We start from the raw sequence: 25,645 nt of genomic DNA on the forward strand, positions 1-25,645 counted from the left end.
AATCAATCGGGTATTACAAAACTACTTGGGCTCAGGGCAGTTGCCAAAATTGAATAAATTACTCCAATTCCCAATAAGCCCACAGCAAAACTGAAAAATAAAACCATGGCGTCTGGGGGATTGTAGGTATCGTGGTCAATTTGGTGGCGAACGGTGAAGTAGTGCTTAGTTGAGATTAAGACTGTCGCCCAACCTATTAGAGAGAAGATTAAACCCAATTTCCACCCCATCGCTTGGCGGTAATGTGCGGGCATTTGCACGACGCGAAGTCGGATGATGACGACGCCAAAACCCATGAGGGCGATCGCGGCCCGCATCCATGCTAAGAAGGTGCGCTCATTTGCCGATCGATCGATCGCCCGCGACAGATTGGGCTGCTTTGGTTTCTCATCATCTACTTGCATCGGTTGGAACGATAATTGCACGCGATCGAACTCTTTAATATTCATCTTAAACGGTCACCATTATTCAGGTGCCATCAAACCTTCTAAGCTAGAAGGAACGGTGAACATATAATAAATTACCCCAGCGCCTAAAATGGCGATCGCCAGACTGAAAAGAATTACCCAGCGATCCGTAGGTTCATAAGTATCGTAATCGATATCGTGGCGGACGCCGAAGTAGTGCTTAGTTGAGAATAACACCGTCAGCAAACCCACTGCTGAAAAAAGCAAACCCAACTTCCAACCATTGCCGGGAGTTGGCAGCAGAGGGGCATGGAAGGTGCGAAGGCGGACGATAACAACGCCAAAACCCATCAGCGATATTGCTGTCCGCATCCATGCTAAATAAGTGCGCTCGTTTGCCAAGTGATCCCGCACCCGCGACGGATTTGGTCGCCTAATCTTTTCTGTATTTACTTTCGTGGATTTCCAATTTAATAGCATAGATTAGCCTTTTAATATTAACTCCAAATATCAAGGTAAATTGATAGATTTCTGCTGGGACGATTATCCGCCGGGGATAGCTCCCCGGCGGGTTGTTGCGTTGGAACAAACTTTACACAGCCGATCGCATTACAAGTTCACCAAAACTAATCATTTTCCTCAGTTGGTGCGTTGGGAACTTGTGCATCTATGTAAGCCTGAGTCACATCAGGAACAAACCAATTCGCATCCCCAGGCTGGAAAACTTTAGCAGTAGGAACGTTGAATTCTACAGCGCCCGTATCGGGATTAGCTATCGCTACAACTTGAGTTCCGTCAACTATCTTAACAGCTAGACCGCCAGTCAATTCTTCTGAAGGTTTATCGACAGACCTTAAATCGGTTGCTTTGAGATCGCTGGGCAGATAAATTCCATCGCAATCCCATTTATGTTCAGTTGTTTGGCCGTCAGCTAGAAAATAAAGGGCATTCTCGTAAGTAGAAGAAGCGGCTTTTTTGCCTTTCGGGCCGTAGACAGCCAGGGTTTTTCCTGTCTTGTTGCGGCACTGACCCCAAGCTTTTCCCGTTTCTAAAGTGTATTTTTGAAACTCCAATTGAGAGATTTTTTGCTGAAGTTGCTCAGGGGTATAAGTCTGGGCGAGATTGGGCGCATCTTTCGCTGTCCTGAGAGTGTTTAGAGCTTGAGTCACCTCTATGTAATCGGGATTGCTCGCATATTTCGGCGTTTTTGGAGCGTCGGCCCAGGAGGGGAGAACAAATACTAAATTGGCGGCCATTACCAACAGCACTAAAACAAATTTGAAGATTTTCACAATTTTTGTCCTTTTCTAGATTGTCAGGTTTTTTCCAACTTTCTGTTTGCTTGCTATCTTAGGACTTAGGCCAAAACGATATCTCTTTAACTGGTTTGTCGGAAAAACCAAATTGTGCAGAAGCGAAAAATCGGTTTTTTCAGCATTCTACCTATTGTCAGAGTCGCTCTGCGTAGAGTAGGGGCGAAGTGTTCGGGCGATATTTTATGGATTAATCCTCAAGTTTTTAGCTTGGTTGGATTCACCACTACTACAGAATTTATTGAGACAAAAGGTATATTGTTGCCTAAGTCGGGCAATTGGCTAGCTCAAAAGATGGTTTCAGCTTTCGTGAATACTTGAGGCTAAATTAGTTTGAAGCTGCTTTTAGCTTGGTCACTCACTTCATTATTAACTTAGCATATTTGTTGATAAAATTCAAGCGATATAGCGCAAACTTTAAGCAAACAATTGTTAAGGAAAAAGTGATGAGTTAGGACTTATGATTTATGGCAAATTATCTATCTATAGAGGGAGGAAAGTAGCAGAAAATTGGCGAATACTTAGTTAGATTGAAATGCCGGGAGCAGGCGATACGTACCGCTTTCAATCAGAATAAATATTCCCAAGCCAATTAATACAAAAGGGACAACAGCCTGGCTATACCGAGTCAAAATACGGGCGATCGCCCTTTGGCGAGTTAACCGGTAAGCGGCATAAGACCAAACACCTACCATCACCGAGAAAACCGCCAAAATCACCACCAAGCTCGGCAAATCGCTGCTAGCAAACAGCGGCAAATAAATACCGATGTTGTCTCCCCCGTTGGCCACTGTTACCGCAGCCACATTCAAAGTTTGGGGATTGAAAAGATTGGCGAGTTTTGACAGAACAGATGAGTTAGATTGACGGTTAAATTCGCCCGATACGGCTTGTACGTCATTTTCCTCATTTTCTCTCTTGACTAAGTGACTGATGCCGATCGCGATCGGAACCAAACCCAGCAAGCCAATCCAAGCTTTCGGCACAATTAAACCGCCAAAAAAACCGGGCAAACTAGCAGTTATTAGTGCTGCAAATCCGAGGTACTTACCCACAAAGATATGCCGGGGGCGGAAAGTATCATTTACCTGGGCGAAGAACAGCATCGAAATCACCATGTCGTCGATATTGGTTGCGGCAAAAGATGTAATCCCGGCAATAATCGCTGCTGCAATCCAATTCATGTGCTGTCCCTGCAATTTTTCTAAACTTCAGTTTCCCTGGCGTTACCTCTGCTGATAGTTATCAAACAGAAAGCGCAACCAACTAAAGATATTATACTTAAAGTTGGGCTTGCCAGAGTGCCGCTTTTAACCAGAATCGCCATTCCCAATCCGATCAAAACAAAAGGTACTAATTGATTGCCGTAGCGAGTCAAAGTATCCGCGATAGCCCGCATTTGAATTAACCGATAAGCAGCGTAGCACCAAACGCCTACCATCCCGAAGAATACAGTTAGAACCACCGCCAAACTTTCTAAAGTATTGCTAGCAAAAAGTGGCACATATATCCCGATATTGTCGCCCCCATTGGCCACCGTCACCGCTGCTACGCTGTAAGTTTGAGGAGACAGGAAACTGCTAAAAAAAGATTTCTCAGATTGCTCTAATTCTGCCTCAACTTCCGAATCGTCAGTTTCTGGATTCAGCAAGCGGCTAAGCCCGATCGCAATTGGCAGCAAACCCAGCATTCCGATCCAATCTGGCGGAAAGATTAAGCGGCCAAAAAAGCCGGGAAGGCTAGCCAAAACAAGTGCACTAAAGCCCAGAAACTGACCGAAGACGATATGCCTGCGCCGAAATACTGCATTCACCTGCGAGAAAAACAGCAGCAGAATCAGAATATCGTCAAGGTTGGTAGCCGTAAAAGCTGTCATCCCTGTAGAAATTGCTGTTAGTAATTCATTCATTTCTGTGTCTCCTCAGATTTTTTATTTCGTTGTACTTGCTGGGCTCGTATCTTCGGAACGGGCAAGATGCCCGTTGCACAAAAATTAAATTTTATTGTGGGCTGTTGATCGGAGCAACGCCTTTGAAATGCTTATTGACAATGCTGCAATATCTCAGTAAAAGCCCCGTTGCTTAAAAACTCTTTCTCCGAACAGCGAACTGGTAACTGTTAATCAAAAACGATCGCTGTCAAAGGGAACGGCTTTCAATCGAACACCGCCGTAAATTGGATTTTCTTCCTCGAATTTGGCGTGAATTGCGTCAATACCCTGCTGCATCGATCCCGTCAGTTCAGGGGAACGCAGCCGCTGCCAGAAAAACCATCCGCAAGTAACCACCAAGTACATCAAGAACAAGTAAGGAAACGCATCGTAAGGAGCTTCGGGAGGTGGGAACATAGTGCTGCCGGGAATGCCCACGCTGCCCGCAATCGGAATCATCATAAATGCGATCGCCACAGCCGAGAACGCTACATCCCGCAGGCGCAATTTACCAATTTTGTGCAGGTAAACCGGAGCCGCGATCGAAATTAAGACGTACACGGTTAAAAATCCGTAGCTGCAAATTGCCCCCAAGTAACCCATACAATCGAACAGTTTGATGTTAAACATAGACATCACAGCAGGTACCAAAAATGTCAGAAATGTACACATCGTTACTGCAACGTGGGGAGTTCTATTAGATGAATGCGCTACACCTAATGAAGAGTGAAACAAACCGTGGCGCGCCATCATAAAAAACACTCTCGCCGCTGGATTGATGCTGCCGAGCACGCAAGCAAAAAAGCTAAATAAAGCGCCGAAAGCAACTAACTCTCCCAGCCAACCCATCCCGACTTGTTGCGCTAGAAAAGTCAGAGGTTCTTCACTATTAGTAATAGAAACTCCAGTACCGCTAAAACCCAAAACCTCAATATAAGTCATCAGAACGAAGAATAAGCCTGCCATGACAGCACTGCCCATCACAGCCCTGGGGATATTTTTTAAGGGTTTTTTCGCTTCGTCGCCCAGAGATGTAGCACTTTCAAAACCAGAGAAACCAAACATTACTAAGACAAGCCCCGTCGCTATGTTGCCGGGAGTTACGCCTTCCAAAGTTAATTGGGACATATCTAAGGCAAAACCTTTGTGCGCCCAGATGATAATTCCTAAGATAAAAATCGCCGCCACTGATGCCCCCTCTAGCCACAGCATCGCCATAGCTGAAAGCTGGATATCTTTGTAACCTGCATACCAAGCAACGCCAGCCCCGATCGCTAACAGCGTAATCGGTGAGGGATGGATGCCTAAATGACCGATGAAAGTACCCGTAAAGTTGGCAAAACCACACAAAACGGACATCGCAGTAAATAGATAAGCCAGTACCAAACTCCAGCCGCAAATTACGCCGGCAGTCGGGCCAAGTCCTTTAACAATATAAGAATAAAGAGAACCGGCAGAAGCCGATCGACTCGCAAATTGGTTGATATTGATGCTGACAAATACTAGGCCCATCAAGCCGATGAGAAAGCTCAGCCAAGCCCCGTTACCCGAAAGAGCGACAATTAAACCTATATTAGATGCTGGTATCGTTGTAGGTGCAATGACGGCAAAGGATTGAGCTAAAACCTCCCCGAAGGAGAGGCAGTCCGGCTTTAAGCCGTGGGGACTGTGATTTTTTTGCGTTTTCTTGGTCATTTATCTTCTCTATTTTTGTCGATCGACTTTTGGCGATCGGCTTAAAATTGTCGGTGCTGCTTCAGCATTTGGCCCTGCGTTAGAAGCTTGAACATAACTGTAATCCCCTTCTGGGGTAGAATCAAATGTTGTTTTTTATCGAATTAATAAATACAAGTGATGCAGTGCCGCCACAAAAGAACTGTTGGAATAGCAGATGTATCTGTCGCCAAAATCTCAAACCCTTGACGTTAAAAGGAAACTTTAAATAACGGCTGGCAACCGTGCTTTTTTGGTAATTCCAACCTGTACAATAGAGTCGAAAACTTCAGGTCAAAGCTTAGCCGCAAGAGATTTTAATCTCAAAAAATAACTGTATTTAGTAAAAGGGTACTCAGCATGGCCGGAATGACACTTGACCAACTGCGAGTTTTTCTAGCTGTCGCGGAACACCTGCACTTCAGCCGCGCAGCGGAGGAACTTTACATTACCCAACCCGCTGTCAGCGCGACCATCCAAAGCTTAGAGGCGCAATACGGAGTAAAACTATTTCACCGCATCGGCCGCCGCATCGAAATCACAGATGCTGGGAAGTTGCTGCAAGTTGAAACTCAGAAAATTCTCGACCAAGTTGCTTTGACTGAGAGAGGTTTGCGGGAGTTGAACGACTTGCAGCGAGGCGATTTAAACTTGGGTTGCAGTCTGACCATTGGCAATTATTGGTTGCCTGATAAACTTAGCAAGTTCAAACAAAAACATCCTGGTATTTGCGTGAATTGTACTCTGGCAAATGCCGAAGAAATTTGTGCGGGTACGGCGACGGGAACATTTGATTTGGGTTTAGTGACGGGAGACATCAAAGCTTCGCTTAAGAACACTCTGGAGGAAGAAGTTGTAGGCAGCGAACGCTTGCTGATTGTAGTTGGCAAATCTCACCCTTGGTTTGAACAAACAGATGTGAGTTTAGCGGAAATTGCGAAAACGGATTGGGTGATGCGAGAATCTGGTTCGGGAGTTCAGCAAATGTTGGAACAAGCTTTGCAAAGTTGGGAAATTAATCCCCATGAATTGAATGTAACTTTAGTTTTGAACAGTAGTGAAATGGTAAAAGCTGTGGTGGAAAGTGGCACAGGTGCAGCGGCTATTCCTGAATTGATGGTAAAAAAAGAATTGCAGCTATCTACACTGCGATCGATTAAAATTATAGATAGCAAACCAAGTTCTAATGTATCTTTGGAAATAATTAAACCTGTTTTAAAACTGAAGCACCGACAGCGTTTTCAAACTAGAATTACTAAAGCTTTTGAAGAGATATTAAGTCAAGGTGCTGGTAATTGCTAATTCAGGACTTAGGCACGAATACTCAAGAAACCTATTTTTTAACCGACATCAAAAGCTAAACTCCCTGTATTTTCGTAAAGAAACCCGGTTTTTGGCTACCCCTGCGTCCACGATTATAATTATCTCTCAACCAACTTCCTCAAGTCCAATAAATTTTTACCCCCATCACCAACAATCAGCGGCAATTTCCCATCCCATTTTTCTATAGCCTGCCTTTCCAAAAGTTCCGGAGTCAAATTGTCCCGCAGCAACCTTTGCACTTCGGCTTCTCCCTTGGCTAAATTCACCTTAGCGTCCGCCTGTTTTGCTGCCTTCAGCGCTAAAAACTCCCCTTTTTTTGCCTCCTGTTCGGCAATTTGTTTCGCCTCCACTGCCTCGCTAAACCGCTCAGAAAAGTGAACGTGTACTAAAGAAATATCGTCAACGGCAATGTGATACGTAACCAGCCTCAAGGTCAAAGAATCATCAACTGTGGCTTTAACTTCTCCCCGTTTAGTAATTATTTCTTCAGCCGTATATTTTGCCATAACTGCTTTTAATACTTCTTCAACAGCAGGCTCTATAATGCGAGCTACGACTTCTTTCTCGTCACCTATTTGTTGAAAAATAGCATTTGCTTCTTCTGGGAGAATATGCCAGTTGAGCGCTACATCCGTGAAAACATCTTGCAAATCTTTTGAGGAAGCTTCAGCGGAACTTTCCTGTTTTTGCACCCTAACGCTCAACTTTTTTACAGTATAAACTGTGGGTACTATTACGTGAATTCCTTCTCCGAGTACCTGTTCTTGCACTTTACCAAACTGCATCAGCACGCCCCGTTCTCCGGCGTTGACAATGACAAAGAATTTGGACAAAATAGATAAAAATACTATCAATAGAGCTAGCTTAACAGCTAGGTAAACATCCTTATTTTTTTTAGTGCTTGATTTGAGTAAGTCAACGTTACTGGTAGATTCTAAAACCATATTTCACCCCGATCGCACTTGATTATAGGACAAATATTGACTTCAGCTATATTCTATTTGCCTTCCGCCAGCAACTGTTCAAAATCCGCTGCCGGCACAGGAGGACTGAATAAATATCCTTGCATGGCATCGCACTCGTAGCGCCACAGAAAATCTTTTTCGGCTTCAGTTTCAACTCCTTCGGCAATTACCTCAAGACAGAGACTGTGCGCCATTTCAATAATAGCTTTGACAATCGCTGCATTTGTGCAACCGTCGGTTATATTGCTGATAAAACAGCGATCGATCTTTAAAACATCAAAGGGGTATTGTGTCAGATAGCTTAAAGAAGAATAGCCTGTGCCGAAATCGTCAATAGAGATAGAAACTCCCAAATCTTTCAATTGTTGCAAAGTCGCGATCGCACTTTCGGCATCCTCCACCATCAAACTTTCGGTCAGCTCTAATTCCAAACTGCTCGGTGCTAAACCAATTTCTGCTAAAATTTCGGCAACTCTGCTGCTGAGTTCTGGTTGGTGAAATTGGGCGGGCGACAGATTCACCGCTACCTGCTGCAAGGAAAAACCAGCATTTTGCCAAACCTGTATTTGTCTGCAAGCTGTCTGCAAAACCCACTCGCCCAACTGTACGATGAAGCCAGTTGCTTCGGCATCAGGAATAAATTCAGCGGGCGAAATCAGCCCTTTTTCGGGATGCAGCCAGCGCACTAAAGCTTCAGCGCTCACGATTTTTCCAGTCTGAACATTGACCTGCGGCTGATAGTAAACTTGGAATTCTTCTCGTTCCAAGGCTGCACGCAAACTTGTTTCTATCTCCTCTAATTTGTCGGCGGCATCTGGGAGTAATGTGCTGCTTGGCGATCGCAAATTATGCTGCTGTTCGGCAAAAGCTGCTTGTTTTTTCAAGCGGCTGGATATCGCACCCACAAGCTCAGCTTTAGTAAAAGGTTTTGTGAGGTAATCATCTGCTCCCAATTCCATACCTTGCCGCATTTCAGAGCGCTCGGCTTTACCTGTGAGGAAAACAAAAGGTACTGTAGCAGTAACAGGGTGCGATCGCAAGGCCATCAGCACCCCGTACCCGTCTAGTTCCGGCATCATCACATCGCAAAGAATCACGTCGGGAAGACTTGACACCGCCGCATTTAAACCCAGCGCTCCATTTTCTGCACCCGTCACGTCGAAACCTTCGGCTTTGAGGAGTTTGAGAATATTCTCTCGAATTACTCGATCGTCCTCAATCACTAGAATCTTTTTCATATGTCATTCCCTGAAAGCGATATAATTGAACGGCGTTGCTGAGCGCGATAACCGTGGCAATAACTGAAAATGCACAGCTCGATCGGCACAGCCGAATCTTTTCCGACATAAATAGCAGACACCCCTGAAAAACGCTAATTTTTTAAGGACAACTAGATTGATGTTTCTCTGCTTACTTAGCGCCGTCCGTATTATTACGAGGTTAAGCAAGAAATATCTCAACTAATTCTAGGCGATCGACAGTTAGCATCGCTCTAAATAACTGCTAAACTGGTTGTGCTGCAGGAGCGATCGGCTGCAAACAATCTCAGCCTATTTATAGCAGTGGCCCAAACAAACGCAACTGCAAGCAACTAGAAAACCCTTGCAGAGTAAGTATTGCCTCATTATTTAGTGTAAAATCTAGAATCTCAAACTTGTACGATCGCAAAGCCGAAGTATCTAAAATCTCAAATCTAAAATGACATTACCTAGTGGATTCCCTGAGCCGGCACAGATTGGCGTCATAGAAGTTAAGCAATATCCTCAGTACCGCGCTGTCACCTACACCCACGCAGGCGATTTGCGACAAGCTACAGGAATCGCATTCAATCCCTTATTTGAACACATCAGCAACAATCAAATTGCGATGACAACGCCAGTAGAAGCGCGCTACACGGAAACTTCCGAGCAAATCGATAAAGTTCCGGTTGCAGAAGTTTCCTTCCTCTACCCGGCATCAAATATCGCCCCCAGCAGCGTTAACTCTGCTGTGGAAGTCACGGATACTTCACCGATGACAGTTGTCAGCATCGGCGCGCGCGGGGCCTACACTTGGGAAAGTTACGAAAATAACCTCCAGAAACTCAAAGATTGGCTTCAAGAACATCCCGAATACGAAATAGTCGGGCCGCCGCGCCGCTTTTTTTACAACTCGCCGATGACACCAGAAGCCACTAAAATCAGCGAGGTGCAAATTCCGATCCAACGCCGCTGACGTGAACGACTAATTCGCGAAAGTGGCCGCGCTGGCGGTGTTCCCAGAGATAAATTCCCTGCCAAGTTCCTAACAATAATCTACCGCGCGCGATCGGGATTTGTTCGGAAGTATGAGTCAGCGCAGTGCGAATGTGCGCCGGCATATCGTCTGGGCCTTCCGCATCGTGAATGTAACTCGCGCCCTCCGGTACCAGTTTAGCCAAAAAGTTAGCCAAATCCTTAAGTACATCCGGGTCAGCATTTTCTTGAATCACCAAGCTAGCAGAAGTATGGCGCAAAAACAAGCTACAAAGTCCTGTTTCAATACCCGAATTCGCCACCGCATCTTCTATCTTAGGAGTGATGTTGCACAGAGACTTCCCTGTAGTTTGAATTCTGAGTATTTGTTGGTGATGAAGCATTCGATTTTAGATTTTAGATTTTAGATTTTAGACCAAATTAGACTTGCATTGCATTCAATCGCTTTCCGCTCAGGAAAATATCTGCGTTAATCTGCGTTAATCTGCGGTGGAATCAATCAAAGATTTATCCATTGGGATTTGAGATCGTAAATCAGCATCATCCTAATCCCGATCTTTAAAATAGTCTACAACAGCTTGGGCGATCGCCTCAGTACCATTTTTATCCAACTTATCGGACAAACGCGGCGGATGCAGTGGCTGTCGCAAAAACTCCCAATCCCCCTCAAAAAACTCCGCCGCCGTCACCACTTGATGTTCCGCATAATTTTTCAGCCACTCCAACAACACCTGAGCTTCCGCAAAACCTTCTCTCATAATAGAAACAACAGGTATTTCCAAGCGCAAAGCTTCCGAAAAAGTGCTGTATCCCGGTTTAGAAACCAAGCGCCCGCAGACAGGCATCAGATCCACCGGACGCGGTAAAATCGGGAAAGATTGTGCAAATTCTTGATTTTTGACTTTAATCAAATTCGGCAAATCGGGAGCGATTGCATCAAAAGTAATAAATTGCCAATCGCTAAATAGCTGTAAATTTTGATAAGGAATTGCTTCTAAACCCAAGCCGCCGAAAGTCAGCAATACAGTTTTTTCCAGCGGTGATTTAATGCCGAATACTTCCCGAATTTCATCGTTACTGTAGCGAGGATTGCCGCCCGTCAAGCCGACATCTTGAATATTTGGGAAAGCTGGCATCGGTTCGTGCAAAGGCAGGCGAAAAAGCCGATCGCACTTTCCGAAACATTCACCAATCCAATCTGCCATTTCTACAAACTCCCCGCCCCAATCTCGATAGATAAAATCCCAGCCAAAATTGCTCATCATCCAGCAAGGAACCCCAGCAGATGCTGCCATTCGCGCAGCCAAAGGAGGAATATCTGCCAACACCAAACCCACCCGATTTTGCTTGATAAAATTAACTTCGCCCGCAATTATAGAATTTTGGTTTTTCCGAATTTCCCGCAACTTTTCCAGCGTCGCCTCTTTGTCCATATGCAAACTATCAGCTTGCACAACTCCCACATCAAAAGCGCGGGGACGGAGGATAAAGTCGCCAGTAATGTAACATTCTAGTAGCCACCGAGGTGCGGTTGTGGTGATAATTAGTAAAATATCTGGATTTAATTCTTGAATTTTTGCAGCTACCGAGGAAACTCGGACAGCGTGACCAAATCCGTGATTGGTGATGGCAATATATAATGTTGGTCGAGACATTGATAATAGGGAATAGGGAATAGGGAATAGGGAATGGGCATCGCGCGTTGGGAACTGCGGTAGAGACTCGAAGGCAACAAGGCTAAGCTTCAAGCGACGCACAACGAACAATGATACAGTTAATTACTAATGACTAAGCTATTCTGCATTTAAATTGTATATTCCGGGCGGTGCTGCGGAGCAAGAACCCAAGAGAATTTTATTATTTCTTTAGATCCAATTTAAAGACTAAGTAGCTGATGTTACTGATTGATATGATGTCCGATAGTTGTATAGGCACCGAATATGTAAAAACTTATCAATCGGACGCGCCATCAGACCAAACAGGCAATTGATTAATCTTATCCAGCGTAATATCTACATACTTTTCACCATTACTTGCCCGATCTTCCCCAAAATATCCCTCATCGCCGTCGTGCTTTTGAGGGCCGCTGACAGCTTCTGCGTAGCGTCCTTGTAAACGAGCTTGATTGAACGGGGAAGTCGCGAACCAGTACCAGCGAGTCGGAAAAACTATGCCGCCAATATCCTCAATTGAATCGCGAGTGCCGCGTAAATGGAAAACGCGATCGGCTTCTGCAAAACCATTTTCTCCCGAAAACACGCCCCCAACTGAAATAACAGTAACTTCTGCTTTCAGCCATTCTTTAAGATAGGGAGTAGCACCCAAAGCAACTTGTGCGCCGCCGCTAGTGCCAATTAAAATAACTTGCAAAGGTTTTTGAGGATTAGCTGAAATCGGAGATTTAGCATTCATTCGCTCGATAATTGCATGAGCAATTCCCTGATTGTATGCAAAACCGTAGCGATAATCAAGAGAAATTGCAAACCTCCAAAGATTGCGAATTTTGATGAATATATCCGCCCCAATCGGCCCACTTTTTGCCTGTGCTGCAAACCGCCAAAAAGGAGCTAGCCAGCGCTGTCCGCCTAAACTTTTGTTAGAAGCTGAATAAGGAAAAATATCCCCCACGGCTACGCACTGCGGGTGACTTTCAACTAAATGTTTGAGAAAAAATGCTTCTCCCGGTGTTAGTTCGTCCCCCGAAAAATCGCCAACTCCCGGTAAAAAGATGATATAACAATTGCTCGGTGAAGACTTGCGCGCTTCCGGGCTGCTGTCGTTCGGGGGCAATATCTCCGGCGAATTTTTCTTGAAACCCAAAGTTTCGGCACTTTGACCCAGCCACCATATAACAGTTCCCACTGGCGAAAGAATGCCCCAAACTAGCAGGATTAGAGCTGCGATGAGCAACAAATTTAAACTTCCTCCGCGCAGCCACGCAAATATCTGCAAAATCAATCTTAGCATTTAAGAAAATCTGGTAGAATGCCTGTTAATTACCTAATTATGTAGAAATATTTTGGTGATTTTGCTGTATTAGAGCTTATTTTGTCCTAGTTGTCAACTATCTTGAGGAGCAGGAGTTAAAGGTGAGGGGAGAAGATTCAATTGCAGGTTTGCGAAGAACGCTTTGGAACGCACTTTCTTTGAACAGCAACTTTTACGAAAAAACTCCCTACACTGCCAGAACGAAGCGGATAGCTTTAACGATTGTAATTTTAGCAGCGGTGTCCCGCGTTTTTGGCAGTGCCGTCATTTTGTTAATCAATCGAACTGAGCTATCCGTGTTATTGTTAGCACTTTGGATAGATGCTTTGGCACTGGTGGGGGGTTATTATTTTTGGACTTTCACTATCTTTAAAATCGGGCAGTGGCTGAAACCCGGTCATGTAAGTTATGGGGAGTTGTTGGTTCCGATCGGATTTGCTTACGCCCCGCAAGTGCTAAATTTTTTAACGTTAATTCCCTTGCTGGGAGAAGGGATAGAGCGGATATTAGCTGTGTGGAGCTTGCTATCTGTAATTGTGGCGGTTCGCCAAGGTTTGGATATTAAAACTCGCTGGGCGGTGTTAATCGGTTTTGCGGGTTGGCCGCTGATTCAAATTGCGATCGGGTTTGTAAAAGTTATTAAACAGTTGCTTCCACAATGGCTTTAAAATGGGGAAATTATCATTGGTTAAAGGCAAAAATTACAAGAAAGTTTCACGGTTGTAAGTTTCGATCGCAGATTTTGCAACTAGGCGATTAATGGCAATTTCAAAATGCAGCTAATTTTACAAGAAAGGCAGAGAGCAGGAGGCAGAAGGCAGGAGGTGAAAAATATTAATTAAAACTTTAGTTGTGAGTTTAAAGCTCAGTAAAATAAATAATTATACTGAGAATGCTGGCAGCGAGGTGTACAATGTCCTTGTTTCAATCTCCCTCTTTTAAGGGTGAGTTCATAAAAGCCTCCTGCCTTCTGAAAATGGCGATCGCCCATAAGCCCCTTAACCTGTTGATTCCTGCACGCACTAAGCCCAAAGAAACCGGGCTTTTCACCAAATCTACAGGCTGCAACGAAGGATTTTAGTTGAAAAAAATGGTTGTTGACCGCCAGCGGGCAAGTCAAACTGTTAAAATAAAATTGCTTTGGGGTGCAATACTTTTGCTAAAAATACGTAATTTGAAACAAAAGCATTCTCAGATCGCCCGAAGCAACATTGTCGATAGCTCGCTTTAAGAGAATGCTTGACAGGGGAACGGCAACACAGTAGATTAGGAGATGAGTGATATGGTGATTGATAAGATTAATTTGCCTTGGCACAGTTCGATCGCAGAACCAGACGGCAAACACACCCCAACTATTCGGCTCTCCCCACTGTCCGCCTCCTCTTAGTAGCGATACATTGAATAAAAGGAAATACACAAAAATTTACATATATAATTTGTGTAGTGTTCCAAATCGCTCCTCACCAGCAGCGATACAACCCTCGCCAAGACAGTAGGATAGAAAAAATATGTTTGAACGCTTTACAGAACAAGCCATTAAAGCAATCATGCTAGCCCAAGAGGAAGCGCGGCGCCTCGGCCACAATTTTGTAGGCACCGAGCAAATTCTCTTAGGACTCGTCGGCGAAGGCACTGGCATCGCTGCAAAAGTATTACTGGATATGGGCCTCAACTTGAAAGAGGCGCGCAATGAAATTGAAAATATCATCGGTAGAGGTTCCGGGTTCCTCCCGCCGGAAATTCCGTTTACCCCCCGCGTCAAGCGCATTTTTGAGACGGCGCTGAACGAAGCGCGACAGTTAGGACACAATTACATCGGCACAGAGCACATCCTGCTGGGGCTGATCCAAGACGATGAAGGGGTGGCGGCGAAGGTGCTGCAAAACCTGGGAATCGATCGCCAGAGAGTTCGCACGCAGGTAATTCGTGCAGTGGGAGAAGTCGCGGCGGTATCTGGAGGCCGGGGGGATAGCGGCGATCGCAAAATCCCGACTTTAGAAGAATTCGGCACAAACTTAACCAAGCTAGCAGCCAGCGGCAAACTCGATCCCGTGGTGGGCCGCGAAAATGAAATCGAGCGCGTGATCCAAGTGTTGGGCCGCCGCACGAAAAACAATCCAGTGCTCGTAGGCGAACCGGGAGTAGGCAAAACAGCCCTCGCCGAAGGCCTCGCCCAGCGCATTGTCAACAGAAACGTCCCGGAAATTTTAGAAGACAAACAAGTAATCAGCCTCGATATGGGTTCGCTGATTGCTGGGACAAAATTCCGAGGCGAATTTGAAGAACGGCTGACGAAAATCATGGCCGAAATTCGCGCAGCAGGCAATATCATTCTGGTAATTGATGAAATTCATACCTTAGTTGGTGCAGGCGCGATTCAAGGTAGCATGGACGCTTCCAATATGCTCAAACCAGCCCTGGCGCGAGGCGAATTGCAGTGTGTGGGCGCGACAACCTTGGATGAATACCGCAAGCATATCGAGCGCGACGCAGCCCTAGAACGCCGCTTCCAACCGATTAAAATCGGCGAACCAAGCGTGGCTGAAACAATAGAAATATTGTACGGTTTGCGATCGGCCTACGAACAGCACCACAGACTGACAATCTCCGATGCAGCCTTAGAAGCAGCGGCTACACTGTCAGACAGGTATATTAACGATCGATTTTTGCCAGACAAGGCGATCGACTTAATAGACGAAGCAGGTTCCCGCGTCCACGTCTTGAACTCGCAAACCCCGCCCGAAGTTAAAGAACTCAAAAAACAACTTCCGGCTGTTAGCAAAGAAAAAGATGCTGCCGTGCGCGAACAAGACTTCGATAAAGCTGGCAAATTGCGCGATCGCGAATTAGAAATCGAAGCCGAAATCGCTGAAGCTACGATCAACAAAAGCCAGATCAGAATCTCTCCCATCGTCACTGAAGAAGACATCGCCCACATCGTGGCAAATTGGACGGGAGTACCAGTTAGCAAGCTGACAGAATCGGAATCGGAATTGCTGCTGCACATGGAAGACACATTGCACCAGCGCTTAATCGGTCAAGAAGAAGCTGTCAGCGCAGTTTCTCGCGCCATCCGCCGCGCGCGGGTCGGCTTGAAAAATCCCAACCGCCCGATCGCCAGCTTCATCTTTTCCGGCCCAACAGGCGTCGGCAAAACGGAACTGACAAAAGCCTTGGCTTCCTATTTCTTCGGTTCCGAAGAAGCGATGATTCGGTTAGATATGTCCGAATTCATGGAACGCCACACCGTCTCCAAACTCATCGGTTCGCCTCCGGGTTACGTCGGCTACGATGAAGGCGGTCAACTAACAGAAGCAGTCCGTCGCCGTCCTTACACGGTCATCTTATTCGACGAAATCGAAAAAGCTCACCCGGATGTCTTCAACATGATGCTCCAAATCTTGGAAGACGGCCGCTTGACCGATGCGAAAGGTCGGACAGTAGACTTTAAGAATACGCTGCTGGTGATGACATCAAACATCGGTTCGAGGGTGATTGAAAAAGGCGGCGGCGGCCTCGGTTTCGAGTTTACTGAAAGCGCAGCAGACTCTCAATACAACCGCGTGCGGAGTTTGGTAAACGAAGAACTGAAACAGTTTTTCCGTCCTGAATTTATCAACCGTCTGGATGAAATTATTGTCTTCCGGCAGTTGAATAAGGAAGAAATCAAGCAGATTGCTGACATCTTGTTGCAGGAAATTTTCAGTCGCTTAACGGAACAGGGTATCACTTTGTCGGTGACAGAAGCGTTCAAGGAACTGTTAGTTAAAGAAGGCTACAATCCCAGCTACGGTGCTCGACCTTTGCGGCGCGCAATCATGCGGTTGTTGGAAGATGTACTGGCTGAGGAAATGCTGTCTGGGAAACTGAAAGAAGGCCAAAGTGCGATCGTAGATGTGGATGAAAACGGTCAGGTGAAGGTATTGCCGAGTGGCGAATCTGAACCGAGATTGCCGGAATTTGCTTTAAGCCATTAAGTGCGATGACACGCGGATAAATAACGTTTGATTAAAAACCCGGTTTCTTGGAGAAACCGGGTTTTTAATTAAAAAATACCAGTTAAAAAAAAGAATGCAGCAACAGTAACTGTAGGGTGCGGATACATCAACAATCCTCAAAAAAAGCGACAATCTGATAGCGACGAACCTTATTTTTGTCAATATGTCAACAAACAAATCCAACATTTTATTGCCAATAAAAAAGCTTGCTAAAAAAAATGGCTGGCTTCTTGATTCATTGAACCTACCAGGTGCGTCGCTATTAAATTAGCCGTCTTTATTAAAGATTGTGGATAGCGACACACCCTACGGAAGACTGCTGTATGAGTGTTGAAAATTGGCATTTACATCATATTAAATGAACAAACTAGGCGACACTTTAAAATAATCGCCGAGTGCCTTAGCTTGTGCTTTGCTAATTGCCCGCTTGCCATTAACAACCTCAGAAACTACGCCACTCGATCCAATGATGTCCACTAAGTCAGCTTGACGGGTGCCGCTGGCTTCCATGATGTGTTGCAAAATCTCGTGAGGTTCGGATTTGTCGATCGGATAATTTTGAGCCTCGTAAACTTCAATGAGCGTTACCAATAACTTGTGTAAAGCTTTTTCTTCGGGAGTACGGTTTTTGGCGAACGTCAGCCCCTCTGCGACTGCTAGGAGGCGATCGTATTCTTGCTCGGTTTCGATCGCCCGTGGAGCGACTTCTGCCAGCAAATTGCTATAATTAGCTCGATCGAAAGTAAGGGTCATTTTTCCATTTGTCCTTGTCGTATAAAGATGTCATAGATTCCTGCTGCTAAATAAGTGGTTAAACGTTTAGTCATCGGAGATTTAGTTTTGTTTAAGCCGATCGCAGTTGATTGCGGGCTATGGGAGCATCCACTTTACTGCTGCCCCTGCTTCTCATCAGACAAAGACTGCTGTTTTAGCAGTTTCTCCTCATGGTCTACAAGAGCTTTCTCTAACAGGAATGCTGCCAAATTGCTAGTCGATCGACCTTCTTGTTTAGTCCATTCCTCAAGGCGAGTGTAAATTCCGTCTGCTAAATATTTTGATCGGCGTTTCGTCATCAGAGATTGAATTTCTGTCTAATTGCAAGTTTCCCGCCAATGATTTCGCACAAACTTTATTGTGAGTCCTGCTTTTCATTAGAGGGTGGCGGCTGTTTTTGGATCTTTTCTTGGTGCTCTCTCACAGCTTTCTCCAAAAGGAATGCTGCTAAGCCGCTGATTGAACGGCGTTCCTCGTTTGCCCAATCTTGAAGTTGGTCATAAATTCCATCTGCGATGGAGGTTGATAGGCGTTTCGTCATCAGAGGTTGATTTTTTCTTATCTAAGCCGATCGTCAGTGTGATATATTTACAGCGTTTTGTCGATTTTGCTACATATATGCTGTAAATATGCTGCATATTGCGCTATACTCGGAAAAGTCAAAAGCCAGCGCGCGCCCTAGGAAAGTTCGTCGCTGGCTTGTGGCTCTAAAAATCAAAGAGAGCTATTACCATGATAAAACCTTCCAGCGACGGAAGCGAATTTTCTCGCGGCTACCAACAAGCTTTAGACGACTTCGGCATCACACAACTCCTATCCTGCATCCGCAGCTACTCTGACGCCGATTTCGACGCGCAGCGGGTGCTGTTGCAGGAAAAAGAGGTCAAAAGCTTAGCTAGCCATCTAATCGAACAGTTGGCGGCCAACCTCACGGGTAGTTTCATCGCCAGCTACCTCGACATTCTACGAAAAGCAGGTGCCCAGATAATTGCCGCACATTCTCCAAATCGGCAAGTAACTGCACAGCCAGAAGATAATCTGCAACTCACGAAAACGCCTGATTTATAAATAAACCCCTGAAAACCCTGTGACTTTAGTCCAGGGATGAAAGGTAGGAATAGACTTTAGTATACCAGTCAGACAAATGCGATACATGGTAAAATTAATCAATGGAGGTGAAACAAAATGTACGCAGTGCAAAAAGATGTTTGGCATTTAACGGAATTTGAAAAGCCTATTGTTGAGCAACTACTAAAATGGTCAAATAACCTGTTTAATGTTGGGACTTACGAAGGTAGGCAAAGATTCTTTAAAGACAAAAGTACGGTTAAATATCCTGACTTGTACAAAATTGCCAAAAATAACGAAAATTACGGGCTTCTCTACTCACAAGTCGCGCAACAATCTCTTAAATCTGTAGCTGAATCTTTTAGCTCTTTCCGAGCATTGTCCAAGTTAGCTTATAAAGGAAAACTCAGCCAAAAGCCGAGATTACCAAAATATAGAACCAAAGGAGGAATGTACCCAATTTCTTACCCCGGTCAAGCTTTAAAGGTGGTTGGGAATAAAATTAGACTGCCTTTAGGAAACAAAGGTAAAGAGCATTTTGGCACCGATGCACTTTTGGTTCCTTTACCCGAACGTATTAAAAGCTCTACCATTAAAGAGCTGAGACTAATTCCTAGAAATGGTCAAGTCTGGGTCGAGTACGTCCACGAATCTCTTGGCGAACAAGCCCTTAGTTGCGATTTAGAAGCGACTGGCATCCTGGGAATCGATCATGGCATCAATAACTGGCTGACCTGTGTCTCTAGTAATGGCCAGCCTTTTATTATTGATGGCCGTAAACTAAAATCTTGGAACCAATGGTTTAACAAACAGAAAGCAAAAGTTCAATCAGAACACGCCAAACATAAGCTACCTCAAGGTTTCTCATCACAACGATTACAGCAATTATCCGAAACTCGCGCCCGAAGAATGAGAGATGCTGTTAATAAAGCAGTGAGAATTATTGTTGATTATTGCCAGGATAATCTAATTAATGTCATAGTTTTTGGTTGGAATAAGGGACAAAAACAAGAAGTAAACATGGGCGGAGTGACCAACCAAAACTTTGTCCAAATACCGACCGCCAAAGTCAAAGAAAGGTTGCAACAAGAATGCGATTTAAAAGGGTGGAAATTTGTCGAACAAGATGAATCTTACACTTCAAAATCTAGCTTCCTAGACCGAGACATAATGCCCGTGAAAGTCGGTGAAAAACCCGACAATTGGCAGCCCTCGGGTAAGCGAATTAAACGAGGTTTGTACCGTTCTGCTCAGGGACTAATCTTAAATGCAGATGTTAATGGGGCAGCAAACATCATCAGAAAATCAAAGGTAGCCATAGACTCATTAATTGAGCGAGTGGGTAGTGGGTTATTGACTAACCCTTTAAGAATTAAACTTTGGGCGGATTCATCCCCCAAAGTTTGTCCTTAAGAATCCCCGTGTCTTTAGACCGGGGAGTGTCAATAAAGCCGGATTATGCCAAACCTTGGGTGATTGTGCGGGTTTTGCCTGATGCTCGAAATCACGCTGTTGCGCGTTTCTGCAATCGCCAAGATGCAGATGACCATTTAAGGGCTTTGTGCAAGTTTGTGCGATCGGGAATCTTTGAGATTGTGTTCGATCGACCTGGCGATCCAGAGTTAGATTAAACAATTAATAGCTCTGCTTTACGGTGGGTTTCTGCCCACCTTTGCCTATAATTGTTTGCTGATTCTTGTTAATTTAGACTCTCAAGTCGCGGCGAAAAAAAAATGATATGAGTCCAGCTTTTTATCCCAACACCGCATCCACAGGAATTTCTATGTCTGGAAAAGCTAGAATAAATAAAGTCTGACCCCGCTGGAATCTTTGAATATTTTGGTATCCCGATTGAGAAGGTTCGCGATAAACTACGACACATTGCTCGTTAATATCTACCAGCCAAACTTCTGCAATACCCGCTTCAGCATAAAGAGGAATTTTGATATTTCTGTCAGTTTCAGCGGTTGTATCCGCTACTTCCACAATTAGTAAAATATCCTCCGACTGAGGATGTCCCAATTCATAAAAATCATCGCGCCGCCGCAGTAAGGAAATATCCGGTTCAGGTTCCGAGCGATCGTCCAATTCTACCGGATCTTGAACTCCAATGGTTACTCTTGATAATAAGCTGATATAGAATAACTCTGTCAGGCGCTTGACATGGGATGTGTGCCTTCTACCGACGGCGGCCATTTGAACAATTTCTCCTCGAATCAATTCAACTCGATCATCTTTTGTCAAGATGCCAGATTCAATCATCTGATGATATTCTTTTACTGTGAACAGGCGCTTGATTAACTGAGTTGTCATCACTTATTTGGCGCTCCTTTTAGTTGCCGTTTTTCTGTTGCATCGCCTTTGCTGCTTTCACAATCTCAAATCGCGGCGCAAAAAAAGGTATTTTTACTTATTGATTTTGCTTGATTTCTAAGCTATACTTTAGATAATGGAAGTGGTGGCTTAAATTTGAAAATTGCTACCACTTCCATTATCACATGATACCTTTTTAAGCCGGGAATGTCAAGCCTTTGACCCCAAAAAAAAGGGCGTTTTTTTTAGATTTTATCGAAAAAAAATATATATTTGGTAAACCGATATCCCCACGTCAGAGGAGTTGATTAAGGGAAGACTCAATCCCACGATTGCAATTGTACAACCCAATGCTGCACAAAAGCAGAAATGCGATCGCGCCGAGTTTCAAAAGTAGCAGCAATCCAGATAAATACAATCCCAAAAGCCAAACCGATCGCCCATTTAATCAGTGGATAATCGAAAATCAGCACTACTAACTGATAGAAAACATTGATTAAGAAAATTCCTGTCCCCACAAACAAAAACGCCCGCACTCTCAGCGCCAAACCAGCCACAATCGCTAGCAAACTAAAAGCCCCCGCTACTAAACCGTGGCTTTGCTGAGTAAAAAGAGGTATCCCGCAAATCAGCGCCGTGGCGAGGATTCGCAGAGTGTGGCGCAGGGTTTTTTGGGCTGGTAGTTGCAAAGTGCGATTCCCTACGGGATAGCTACGCTTCACGAACTGAACAACATAAAGGAAAGAAAGCCCCAAAGGAGTAAAGTAGTATTCAGGCAGAGTCAATCCCATTTGTGCAAACCACTGCAACAATAGCCAGTCAATTATGGCCACACTCACGTAGGTAAAACGGACTTCCTGCTTTTCCCAAGCTAGGAAAATATAAAACGCGGCAGCTATCAACCAGCTAATCGGATAAAACTTAGCCGGAGATTCCAAAATAGCTACTGCGGGAATCAGAGAAGCAATTATCCGCCAAGGTTTTTTTGACCAACCCCAGTTATCCCAAGGTAAAATATAAATGAAATAGGCAAATAAAGAAGCGAAAGCAACTTTCCACGGCCCCAGCGGCCCGGAAATGTACTTAACTAAAGGCGTATTTATCCAATAAAGCCGGACGCCAAAGGCTTCTAGCCAGCCCAAGTAAATCCAAATTTCTGCCCACAGGCGATCGAGATTATTTCGCCCTTGCAAGAAAGCGTACTGCACTAATAAAGCACCGGTGACTAATCCTAAATTTATCCCGGATTTAATATCGTTGGTAGAAGCCAAAATTAGGATTACGCTGCTCAAAACCCAGTGCAGGTGAGCAAATATTTTCAACCCCGCATTAGTTAAATGCAAATAGTTGCTAAGCCAAGGAGACAAAATGCGATATATATAGGTTAAAGTTGTACCGAGGGTTGCCAGCACAATTAAACCGTCACCAAAAGAGCCTCCCGGTGTTTGCAATAGTTGATAAATCACTGATTCGCCAGCAGAAACTGAGACACCAATTAATCCTAAATAAACCAGAGGTTTGAATTGTTGCTCACGCCTACCAATGCCGATCGCAATTAAAGACGCACCAAACACAGTTAAACCAGTCCAGTTAGCAAAAGTTTGCGATCGCAAAATCAAACCCAACAACCCGTAAACCAAAGGTATAACGTGAATGCTGGGTAAAATTGTGCGATCGTCGGAATTGCGCCGCCGCCACCAATCACCCATCAATTGTGCAAACAACCCGATCGCAATATTCGCTACAGCCAAATTAATCGCAGTGCGATCGACAAAACTCAAACCGACTGCTGTCAGCAACTCCAAACTCCAAGCCAAAGCATAAATTGCCAGAGGCGAAAGTTGGTGCAAACTTCGGAAAACAATCGCAGCCATGATTACCAAAGTAGCAGCCAATACTTCAGCAGAGGCGGAGAAATTGAAGGTAGGGCGTGCGTAGAGTTCAAAAGAATAAAAAGTAATAGTTGTTAACAGCAAGCTGGCGAGTAAGACAGCCCAACCATCTAAAGCTCGATCGTAAATTTGAGCTAATCGAGAAGGCTGAGGGAAACGGCTGGAAACACGAACAATCGTGCTGCGAAACAACCAGAGACACAAAAGTGCGATCGCCCCAGCAATTCCCCAAGCCCAACCAGACACAAAACCTAATCGATCGATTACCGCCGCTACAAAACCCAAGTTAAATCCGACACAAATTGCAGCCGCCGGTACCTCTACCAAATAGAAAGTATTGACTAACATCAACGCAGCAGCCAAACCCAAAGCGATTAACTGATATCCGGGAAAACTCAAAATGAGAAATTGCGCTAATATTAGGGCGATCGCGCTGAATGTACTGGCGACTTGTTTGTGAGGAAAATCAGTATATTTAGCAACAGCAGTCAAAGCAAAAGGTGCCGCCATCCAAATCAAACCCCAGGGAGACTGCAAATTACTGTAGAGCAACATAAAGCTGAATCCCGCCAATCCTAAACCCAGATTCCAAGAACTTTGGAACCATGCAGGATGCCAGCGGAAAAAGGCAGAATTTTCTCTGATATTTGCTGCTTTCATGCAGACCAAAAATCCCCATTCAGCCGCCATAAACAGCAATAAAATTCCTGCCCAAATATGGGGTGTTTGGTTGGGAAAAAATAAGTCAATTGTCGAAGCGATCGCGCCTAAACCCAGAATGTGAGTCAGGTAAACTAAAAATGCCGGATTTCGCTGGCGATCGAGTGCCGAATCTGGGATTGAGAATCGCCGGGAATTATCTGGGATGACGTATTTCCAAGTAATCCAAACTAAAGTTAAAGTAGAAACCAATAAATTGAGCGATCGCCAAAAAGGATTGACGGAACTAATAACAGTTAAAACACTGCCTAAACCAAGAGCAAGATTTTCACCAAAACTGGCAAGTTGAAACTTGCGCGATCGGTAGAGCCACTGCGCCGCAGTTGCGGTTAAAATTAAATAAGGCAAGAGCAAAACACCCCACAAAACCCAAGGAGTTTGCCCAGAGTGGGTAAGCTGAGTTAAAAATGTAGAAAATTGTGTTTTAATCCCTAAAGGAACAACTCGCCAAAACAGCCAAATCGTTTGAATTCCTACCGCTTCAAGCATTAGCAAATCAAACTTTTGCCAAAATCGCACTAAGCGGCTATAAAAAAACCAAATAGCCAATCCGCTAACTGCGATCGCCTGTAGGGGAATTTCGCGAAAACAAACCAGCCAGCCCAAACCCAATAAAGCCCCTCCGGCTAATTGCCAGTTAAAAAAACTGCCGGGATTTGGGTTGTCGGATATCTTGTTTGTAATAGTCCGAGATGCGAGAGGGTGCTGCCAATCCAACCATGCTAAAAGCACGCCGCAAATCCCCAAAGCTAAACCCATTTGAGCGATATCTACGCCCTTGACAAATATCGCCCGACCCAGTAAAATTCCTAAAGAATAGGCTACTAAAGCAGCTTTTTTGTAAGTCAGAAAATCTGGGCTGGAAGTAAAAGCAGCGGCGATGGTTTCAGCGTTTTCCCCGCGTCGGACAGATTGTAAGCGTTGTTGTTGAACTTGATAAACACCAGCAGCAGTAGTTCCGACGGTACCCAAATAAACTGCAGCTAGGGAAAAGCCTACAAATCCCCAACCCCAGTGTAAATAACTCAATCCCAAATGATTTAGGGCGATCGAGCAAGTGACATTTTTACCCGACAAGCTTTCATACTGAGATTTAATAATCCCGCGCGTTATCCAAGTTAAAATAAGTGCAGCGGCGATTGCTACGGCCCAATTCCAGGGATATTGCCACAATCCAAAAGTGTCCATCGCCCAAAAATTAATCGGCACCAGTAACAGTGTTACTTCTTGCAAAGTTTGAGCAGTCAAGTGCAAATTAGCCTGTTTTTTAGCCCAACTGCTAATCGCCCAAAATGTTAAAGTATAAGCTAACAAAACTCCATATTGTCCGGCAGCCGGAAATCTTTCCCACTGACTAGCAGCTAAGACTCCAGAGGAGACAACTACCATGAACACTCCTAAAAATAACAGCCACACGACGCTAATTTCGGCTATGAACGAGTGCAAAATTTGAGCAACAAAATTAGGGGTGCGAGCCGTTTCTGCGCGCTCTACAACGTTTTTAGCGGTGCTGGGCAATGCTTTTTGTGTTGAGAGAGCGGGTATTTTTGATTGAGTAATTGGGGCGATCGTCTTTGAGGGTTCGGGCAGGGGGCAAACTAAATATTGTCGGCACAATTGCTCAACCTCAGCGGGCTCGATCAAGCCTAGCCGCAGCCAAGTCTCTAAACCTGTCAACAACTCAGGGTGCGAGGCTAAGACGCTGAATTCAATTTTACTCGATCGACCTTTAGGAGACGACATCGGCTTAAACTGGTGCTAGCTACATTCCAGCTATAGTCTAGATTAATGCCGATCGAACATCGGAGTATTCCGCCCTGAGAATTGGCACAACGAGTTATATCGTGTCCCTGTTCGTAGTGTGGGTCGTCCGCACTACGAACGCTTTTTGTTATGGTTGTAGGCCGGACATGATAGATTTATCGCCAAACATAAAAATAACCGCGTACACCTGCGTGTATCTGCGGTTAAAAACTTCCATAGTTCGCGGAAGCAGGGGTATTTAGA

The 25,645-nt window shown here is 44.8% G+C and carries 24 protein-coding genes; 8 read left to right on the plus strand and 16 right to left on the minus strand.

From position 1 onward, the window contains the following. Nucleotides 1-2 precede the first annotated feature (2 nt). From QT998_RS06620 to QT998_RS06630, 3 genes are all read right to left on the minus strand, one after another. The gene (locus tag QT998_RS06620) at nucleotides 3-449 is read right to left on the minus strand and encodes a YidH family protein (RefSeq protein ID WP_333114785.1); all 447 of its coding nucleotides are present in this window, start codon (nucleotides 447-449) and stop codon (nucleotides 3-5) included. Between the two features lie 15 nt (nucleotides 450-464). Then, nucleotides 465-887: a YidH family protein gene (locus QT998_RS06625; protein ID WP_333083967.1), complete on the minus strand. Its 423-nt coding sequence runs from the start codon at nucleotides 885-887 to the stop codon at nucleotides 465-467. Between the two features lie 146 nt (nucleotides 888-1,033). Then, entirely contained in the window at nucleotides 1,034-1,699 is a 666-nt protein-coding gene (locus QT998_RS06630) for a hypothetical protein (protein ID WP_333114787.1), read from the minus strand. A 114-nt stretch (nucleotides 1,700-1,813) separates the two neighbouring features. Between QT998_RS06630 and QT998_RS06635 the strand changes: the two genes are divergently transcribed. Beyond that, nucleotides 1,814-2,041, plus strand: a complete 228-nt coding sequence (locus QT998_RS06635; protein WP_333114789.1) for a hypothetical protein — start codon at nucleotides 1,814-1,816, stop codon at nucleotides 2,039-2,041. A gap of 200 nt (nucleotides 2,042-2,241) precedes the next feature. On the opposite strand, the gene QT998_RS06640 is transcribed toward QT998_RS06635, so the two are convergent. The 3 genes from QT998_RS06640 to QT998_RS06650 all read right to left on the minus strand — a co-directional run bounded on the left by QT998_RS06640 (nucleotide 2,242) and on the right by QT998_RS06650 (nucleotide 5,345). Beyond that, a complete protein-coding gene (locus tag QT998_RS06640) occupies nucleotides 2,242-2,904 on the minus strand; it encodes a cadmium resistance transporter (protein ID WP_333114791.1) in 663 nt (220 codons plus the stop codon). A gap of 20 nt (nucleotides 2,905-2,924) precedes the next feature. Continuing rightward, nucleotides 2,925-3,629, minus strand: a complete 705-nt coding sequence (locus tag QT998_RS06645; RefSeq protein ID WP_333114793.1) for a cadmium resistance transporter — start codon at nucleotides 3,627-3,629, stop codon at nucleotides 2,925-2,927. A gap of 213 nt (nucleotides 3,630-3,842) precedes the next feature. Next, nucleotides 3,843-5,345 carry an APC family permease gene (locus tag QT998_RS06650; RefSeq protein WP_333114795.1) on the minus strand — a complete coding sequence of 501 codons (1,503 nt, stop codon included), beginning with the start codon at nucleotides 5,343-5,345 and terminating at the stop codon, nucleotides 3,843-3,845. A 387-nt stretch (nucleotides 5,346-5,732) separates the two neighbouring features. Between QT998_RS06650 and QT998_RS06655 the strand changes: the two genes are divergently transcribed. After that, complete coding sequence (locus tag QT998_RS06655; RefSeq protein WP_333088922.1) at nucleotides 5,733-6,665, plus strand: LysR family transcriptional regulator; 933 nt, start codon at nucleotides 5,733-5,735, stop codon at nucleotides 6,663-6,665. Nucleotides 6,666-6,784: 119 nt separating this feature from the next. Here QT998_RS06655 and QT998_RS06660 read toward each other — a convergent pair whose 3' ends face one another. Then, a complete protein-coding gene (locus QT998_RS06660; protein ID WP_333088921.1) occupies nucleotides 6,785-7,630 on the minus strand; it encodes a prohibitin family protein in 846 nt (281 codons plus the stop codon). Between the two features lie 53 nt (nucleotides 7,631-7,683). Further along, entirely contained in the window at nucleotides 7,684-8,889 is a 1,206-nt protein-coding gene (locus QT998_RS06665; RefSeq protein ID WP_333114797.1) for an EAL domain-containing response regulator, read from the minus strand. Nucleotides 8,890-9,349: 460 nt separating this feature from the next. On the opposite strand from QT998_RS06665, the gene QT998_RS06670 reads away from it, so the two are divergent. After that, nucleotides 9,350-9,865: a heme-binding protein gene (locus QT998_RS06670; protein ID WP_333088918.1), complete on the plus strand. Its 516-nt coding sequence runs from the start codon at nucleotides 9,350-9,352 to the stop codon at nucleotides 9,863-9,865. On the opposite strand, the gene QT998_RS06675 is transcribed toward QT998_RS06670, so the two are convergent. The 3 genes from QT998_RS06675 to QT998_RS06685 all read right to left on the minus strand — a co-directional run bounded on the left by QT998_RS06675 (nucleotide 9,831) and on the right by QT998_RS06685 (nucleotide 12,852). Beyond that, on the minus strand, nucleotides 9,831-10,268 hold the full coding sequence (locus tag QT998_RS06675) for a secondary thiamine-phosphate synthase enzyme YjbQ (protein ID WP_194010390.1): 438 nt from the start codon (nucleotides 10,266-10,268) through the stop codon (nucleotides 9,831-9,833). The two genes, QT998_RS06670 and QT998_RS06675, sit on opposite strands and share 35 nt — an antisense overlap. 162 nt (nucleotides 10,269-10,430) lie before the next feature. Further along, the gene (locus QT998_RS06680) at nucleotides 10,431-11,540 is read right to left on the minus strand and encodes a glycosyl transferase (protein WP_333114799.1); all 1,110 of its coding nucleotides are present in this window, start codon (nucleotides 11,538-11,540) and stop codon (nucleotides 10,431-10,433) included. A 298-nt stretch (nucleotides 11,541-11,838) separates the two neighbouring features. Further along, entirely contained in the window at nucleotides 11,839-12,852 is a 1,014-nt protein-coding gene (locus QT998_RS06685) for a hypothetical protein (RefSeq protein ID WP_333114800.1), read from the minus strand. A gap of 122 nt (nucleotides 12,853-12,974) precedes the next feature. Between QT998_RS06685 and QT998_RS06690 the strand changes: the two genes are divergently transcribed. Together QT998_RS06690 and QT998_RS06695 are read left to right on the plus strand one after the other, a co-directional pair. Beyond that, complete coding sequence (locus QT998_RS06690) at nucleotides 12,975-13,541, plus strand: hypothetical protein (protein WP_333088914.1); 567 nt, start codon at nucleotides 12,975-12,977, stop codon at nucleotides 13,539-13,541. Between the two features lie 840 nt (nucleotides 13,542-14,381). Continuing rightward, nucleotides 14,382-16,850 carry an ATP-dependent Clp protease ATP-binding subunit gene (locus QT998_RS06695; protein ID WP_333088912.1) on the plus strand — a complete coding sequence of 823 codons (2,469 nt, stop codon included), beginning with the start codon at nucleotides 14,382-14,384 and terminating at the stop codon, nucleotides 16,848-16,850. A 375-nt stretch (nucleotides 16,851-17,225) separates the two neighbouring features. Here the strand turns inward: QT998_RS06695 and QT998_RS06700 are convergent, their stop codons facing one another. The 3 genes from QT998_RS06700 to QT998_RS06710 all read right to left on the minus strand — a co-directional run bounded on the left by QT998_RS06700 (nucleotide 17,226) and on the right by QT998_RS06710 (nucleotide 18,186). After that, entirely contained in the window at nucleotides 17,226-17,624 is a 399-nt protein-coding gene (locus tag QT998_RS06700; protein WP_333114802.1) for a helix-turn-helix domain-containing protein, read from the minus strand. 134 nt (nucleotides 17,625-17,758) lie between these two features. Next, on the minus strand, nucleotides 17,759-17,944 hold the full coding sequence (locus QT998_RS06705; protein WP_194010384.1) for a ribbon-helix-helix domain-containing protein: 186 nt from the start codon (nucleotides 17,942-17,944) through the stop codon (nucleotides 17,759-17,761). A 56-nt stretch (nucleotides 17,945-18,000) separates the two neighbouring features. Then, nucleotides 18,001-18,186 carry a ribbon-helix-helix domain-containing protein gene (locus tag QT998_RS06710; protein ID WP_193975303.1) on the minus strand — a complete coding sequence of 62 codons (186 nt, stop codon included), beginning with the start codon at nucleotides 18,184-18,186 and terminating at the stop codon, nucleotides 18,001-18,003. A gap of 191 nt (nucleotides 18,187-18,377) precedes the next feature. Between QT998_RS06710 and QT998_RS06715 the strand changes: the two genes are divergently transcribed. The 3 genes from QT998_RS06715 to QT998_RS06725 all read left to right on the plus strand — a co-directional run bounded on the left by QT998_RS06715 (nucleotide 18,378) and on the right by QT998_RS06725 (nucleotide 20,344). After that, nucleotides 18,378-18,713 (plus strand): hypothetical protein, encoded by a 336-nt coding sequence (locus QT998_RS06715; RefSeq protein ID WP_333088910.1) that lies wholly within the window; start codon nucleotides 18,378-18,380, stop codon nucleotides 18,711-18,713. Between the two features lie 117 nt (nucleotides 18,714-18,830). Beyond that, the gene (locus tag QT998_RS06720; protein WP_194066019.1) at nucleotides 18,831-20,126 is read left to right on the plus strand and encodes an RNA-guided endonuclease InsQ/TnpB family protein; all 1,296 of its coding nucleotides are present in this window, start codon (nucleotides 18,831-18,833) and stop codon (nucleotides 20,124-20,126) included. An 8-nt stretch (nucleotides 20,127-20,134) separates the two neighbouring features. Further along, entirely contained in the window at nucleotides 20,135-20,344 is a 210-nt protein-coding gene (locus QT998_RS06725) for a hypothetical protein (protein ID WP_333088908.1), read from the plus strand. Nucleotides 20,345-20,465: 121 nt separating this feature from the next. Here QT998_RS06725 and QT998_RS06730 read toward each other — a convergent pair whose 3' ends face one another. Continuing rightward, nucleotides 20,466-21,026: a Uma2 family endonuclease gene (locus QT998_RS06730; protein ID WP_333114804.1), complete on the minus strand. Its 561-nt coding sequence runs from the start codon at nucleotides 21,024-21,026 to the stop codon at nucleotides 20,466-20,468. A 320-nt stretch (nucleotides 21,027-21,346) separates the two neighbouring features. Then, on the minus strand, nucleotides 21,347-25,381 hold the full coding sequence (locus QT998_RS06735) for a hypothetical protein (RefSeq protein WP_333114806.1): 4,035 nt from the start codon (nucleotides 25,379-25,381) through the stop codon (nucleotides 21,347-21,349). Nucleotides 25,382-25,645 lie beyond the last annotated feature (264 nt).

Source organism: Microcoleus sp. S1D4, assembly GCF_036700765.1.
Taxonomy (GTDB): Bacteria; Cyanobacteriota; Cyanobacteriia; order Cyanobacteriales; family Microcoleaceae; genus Microcoleus.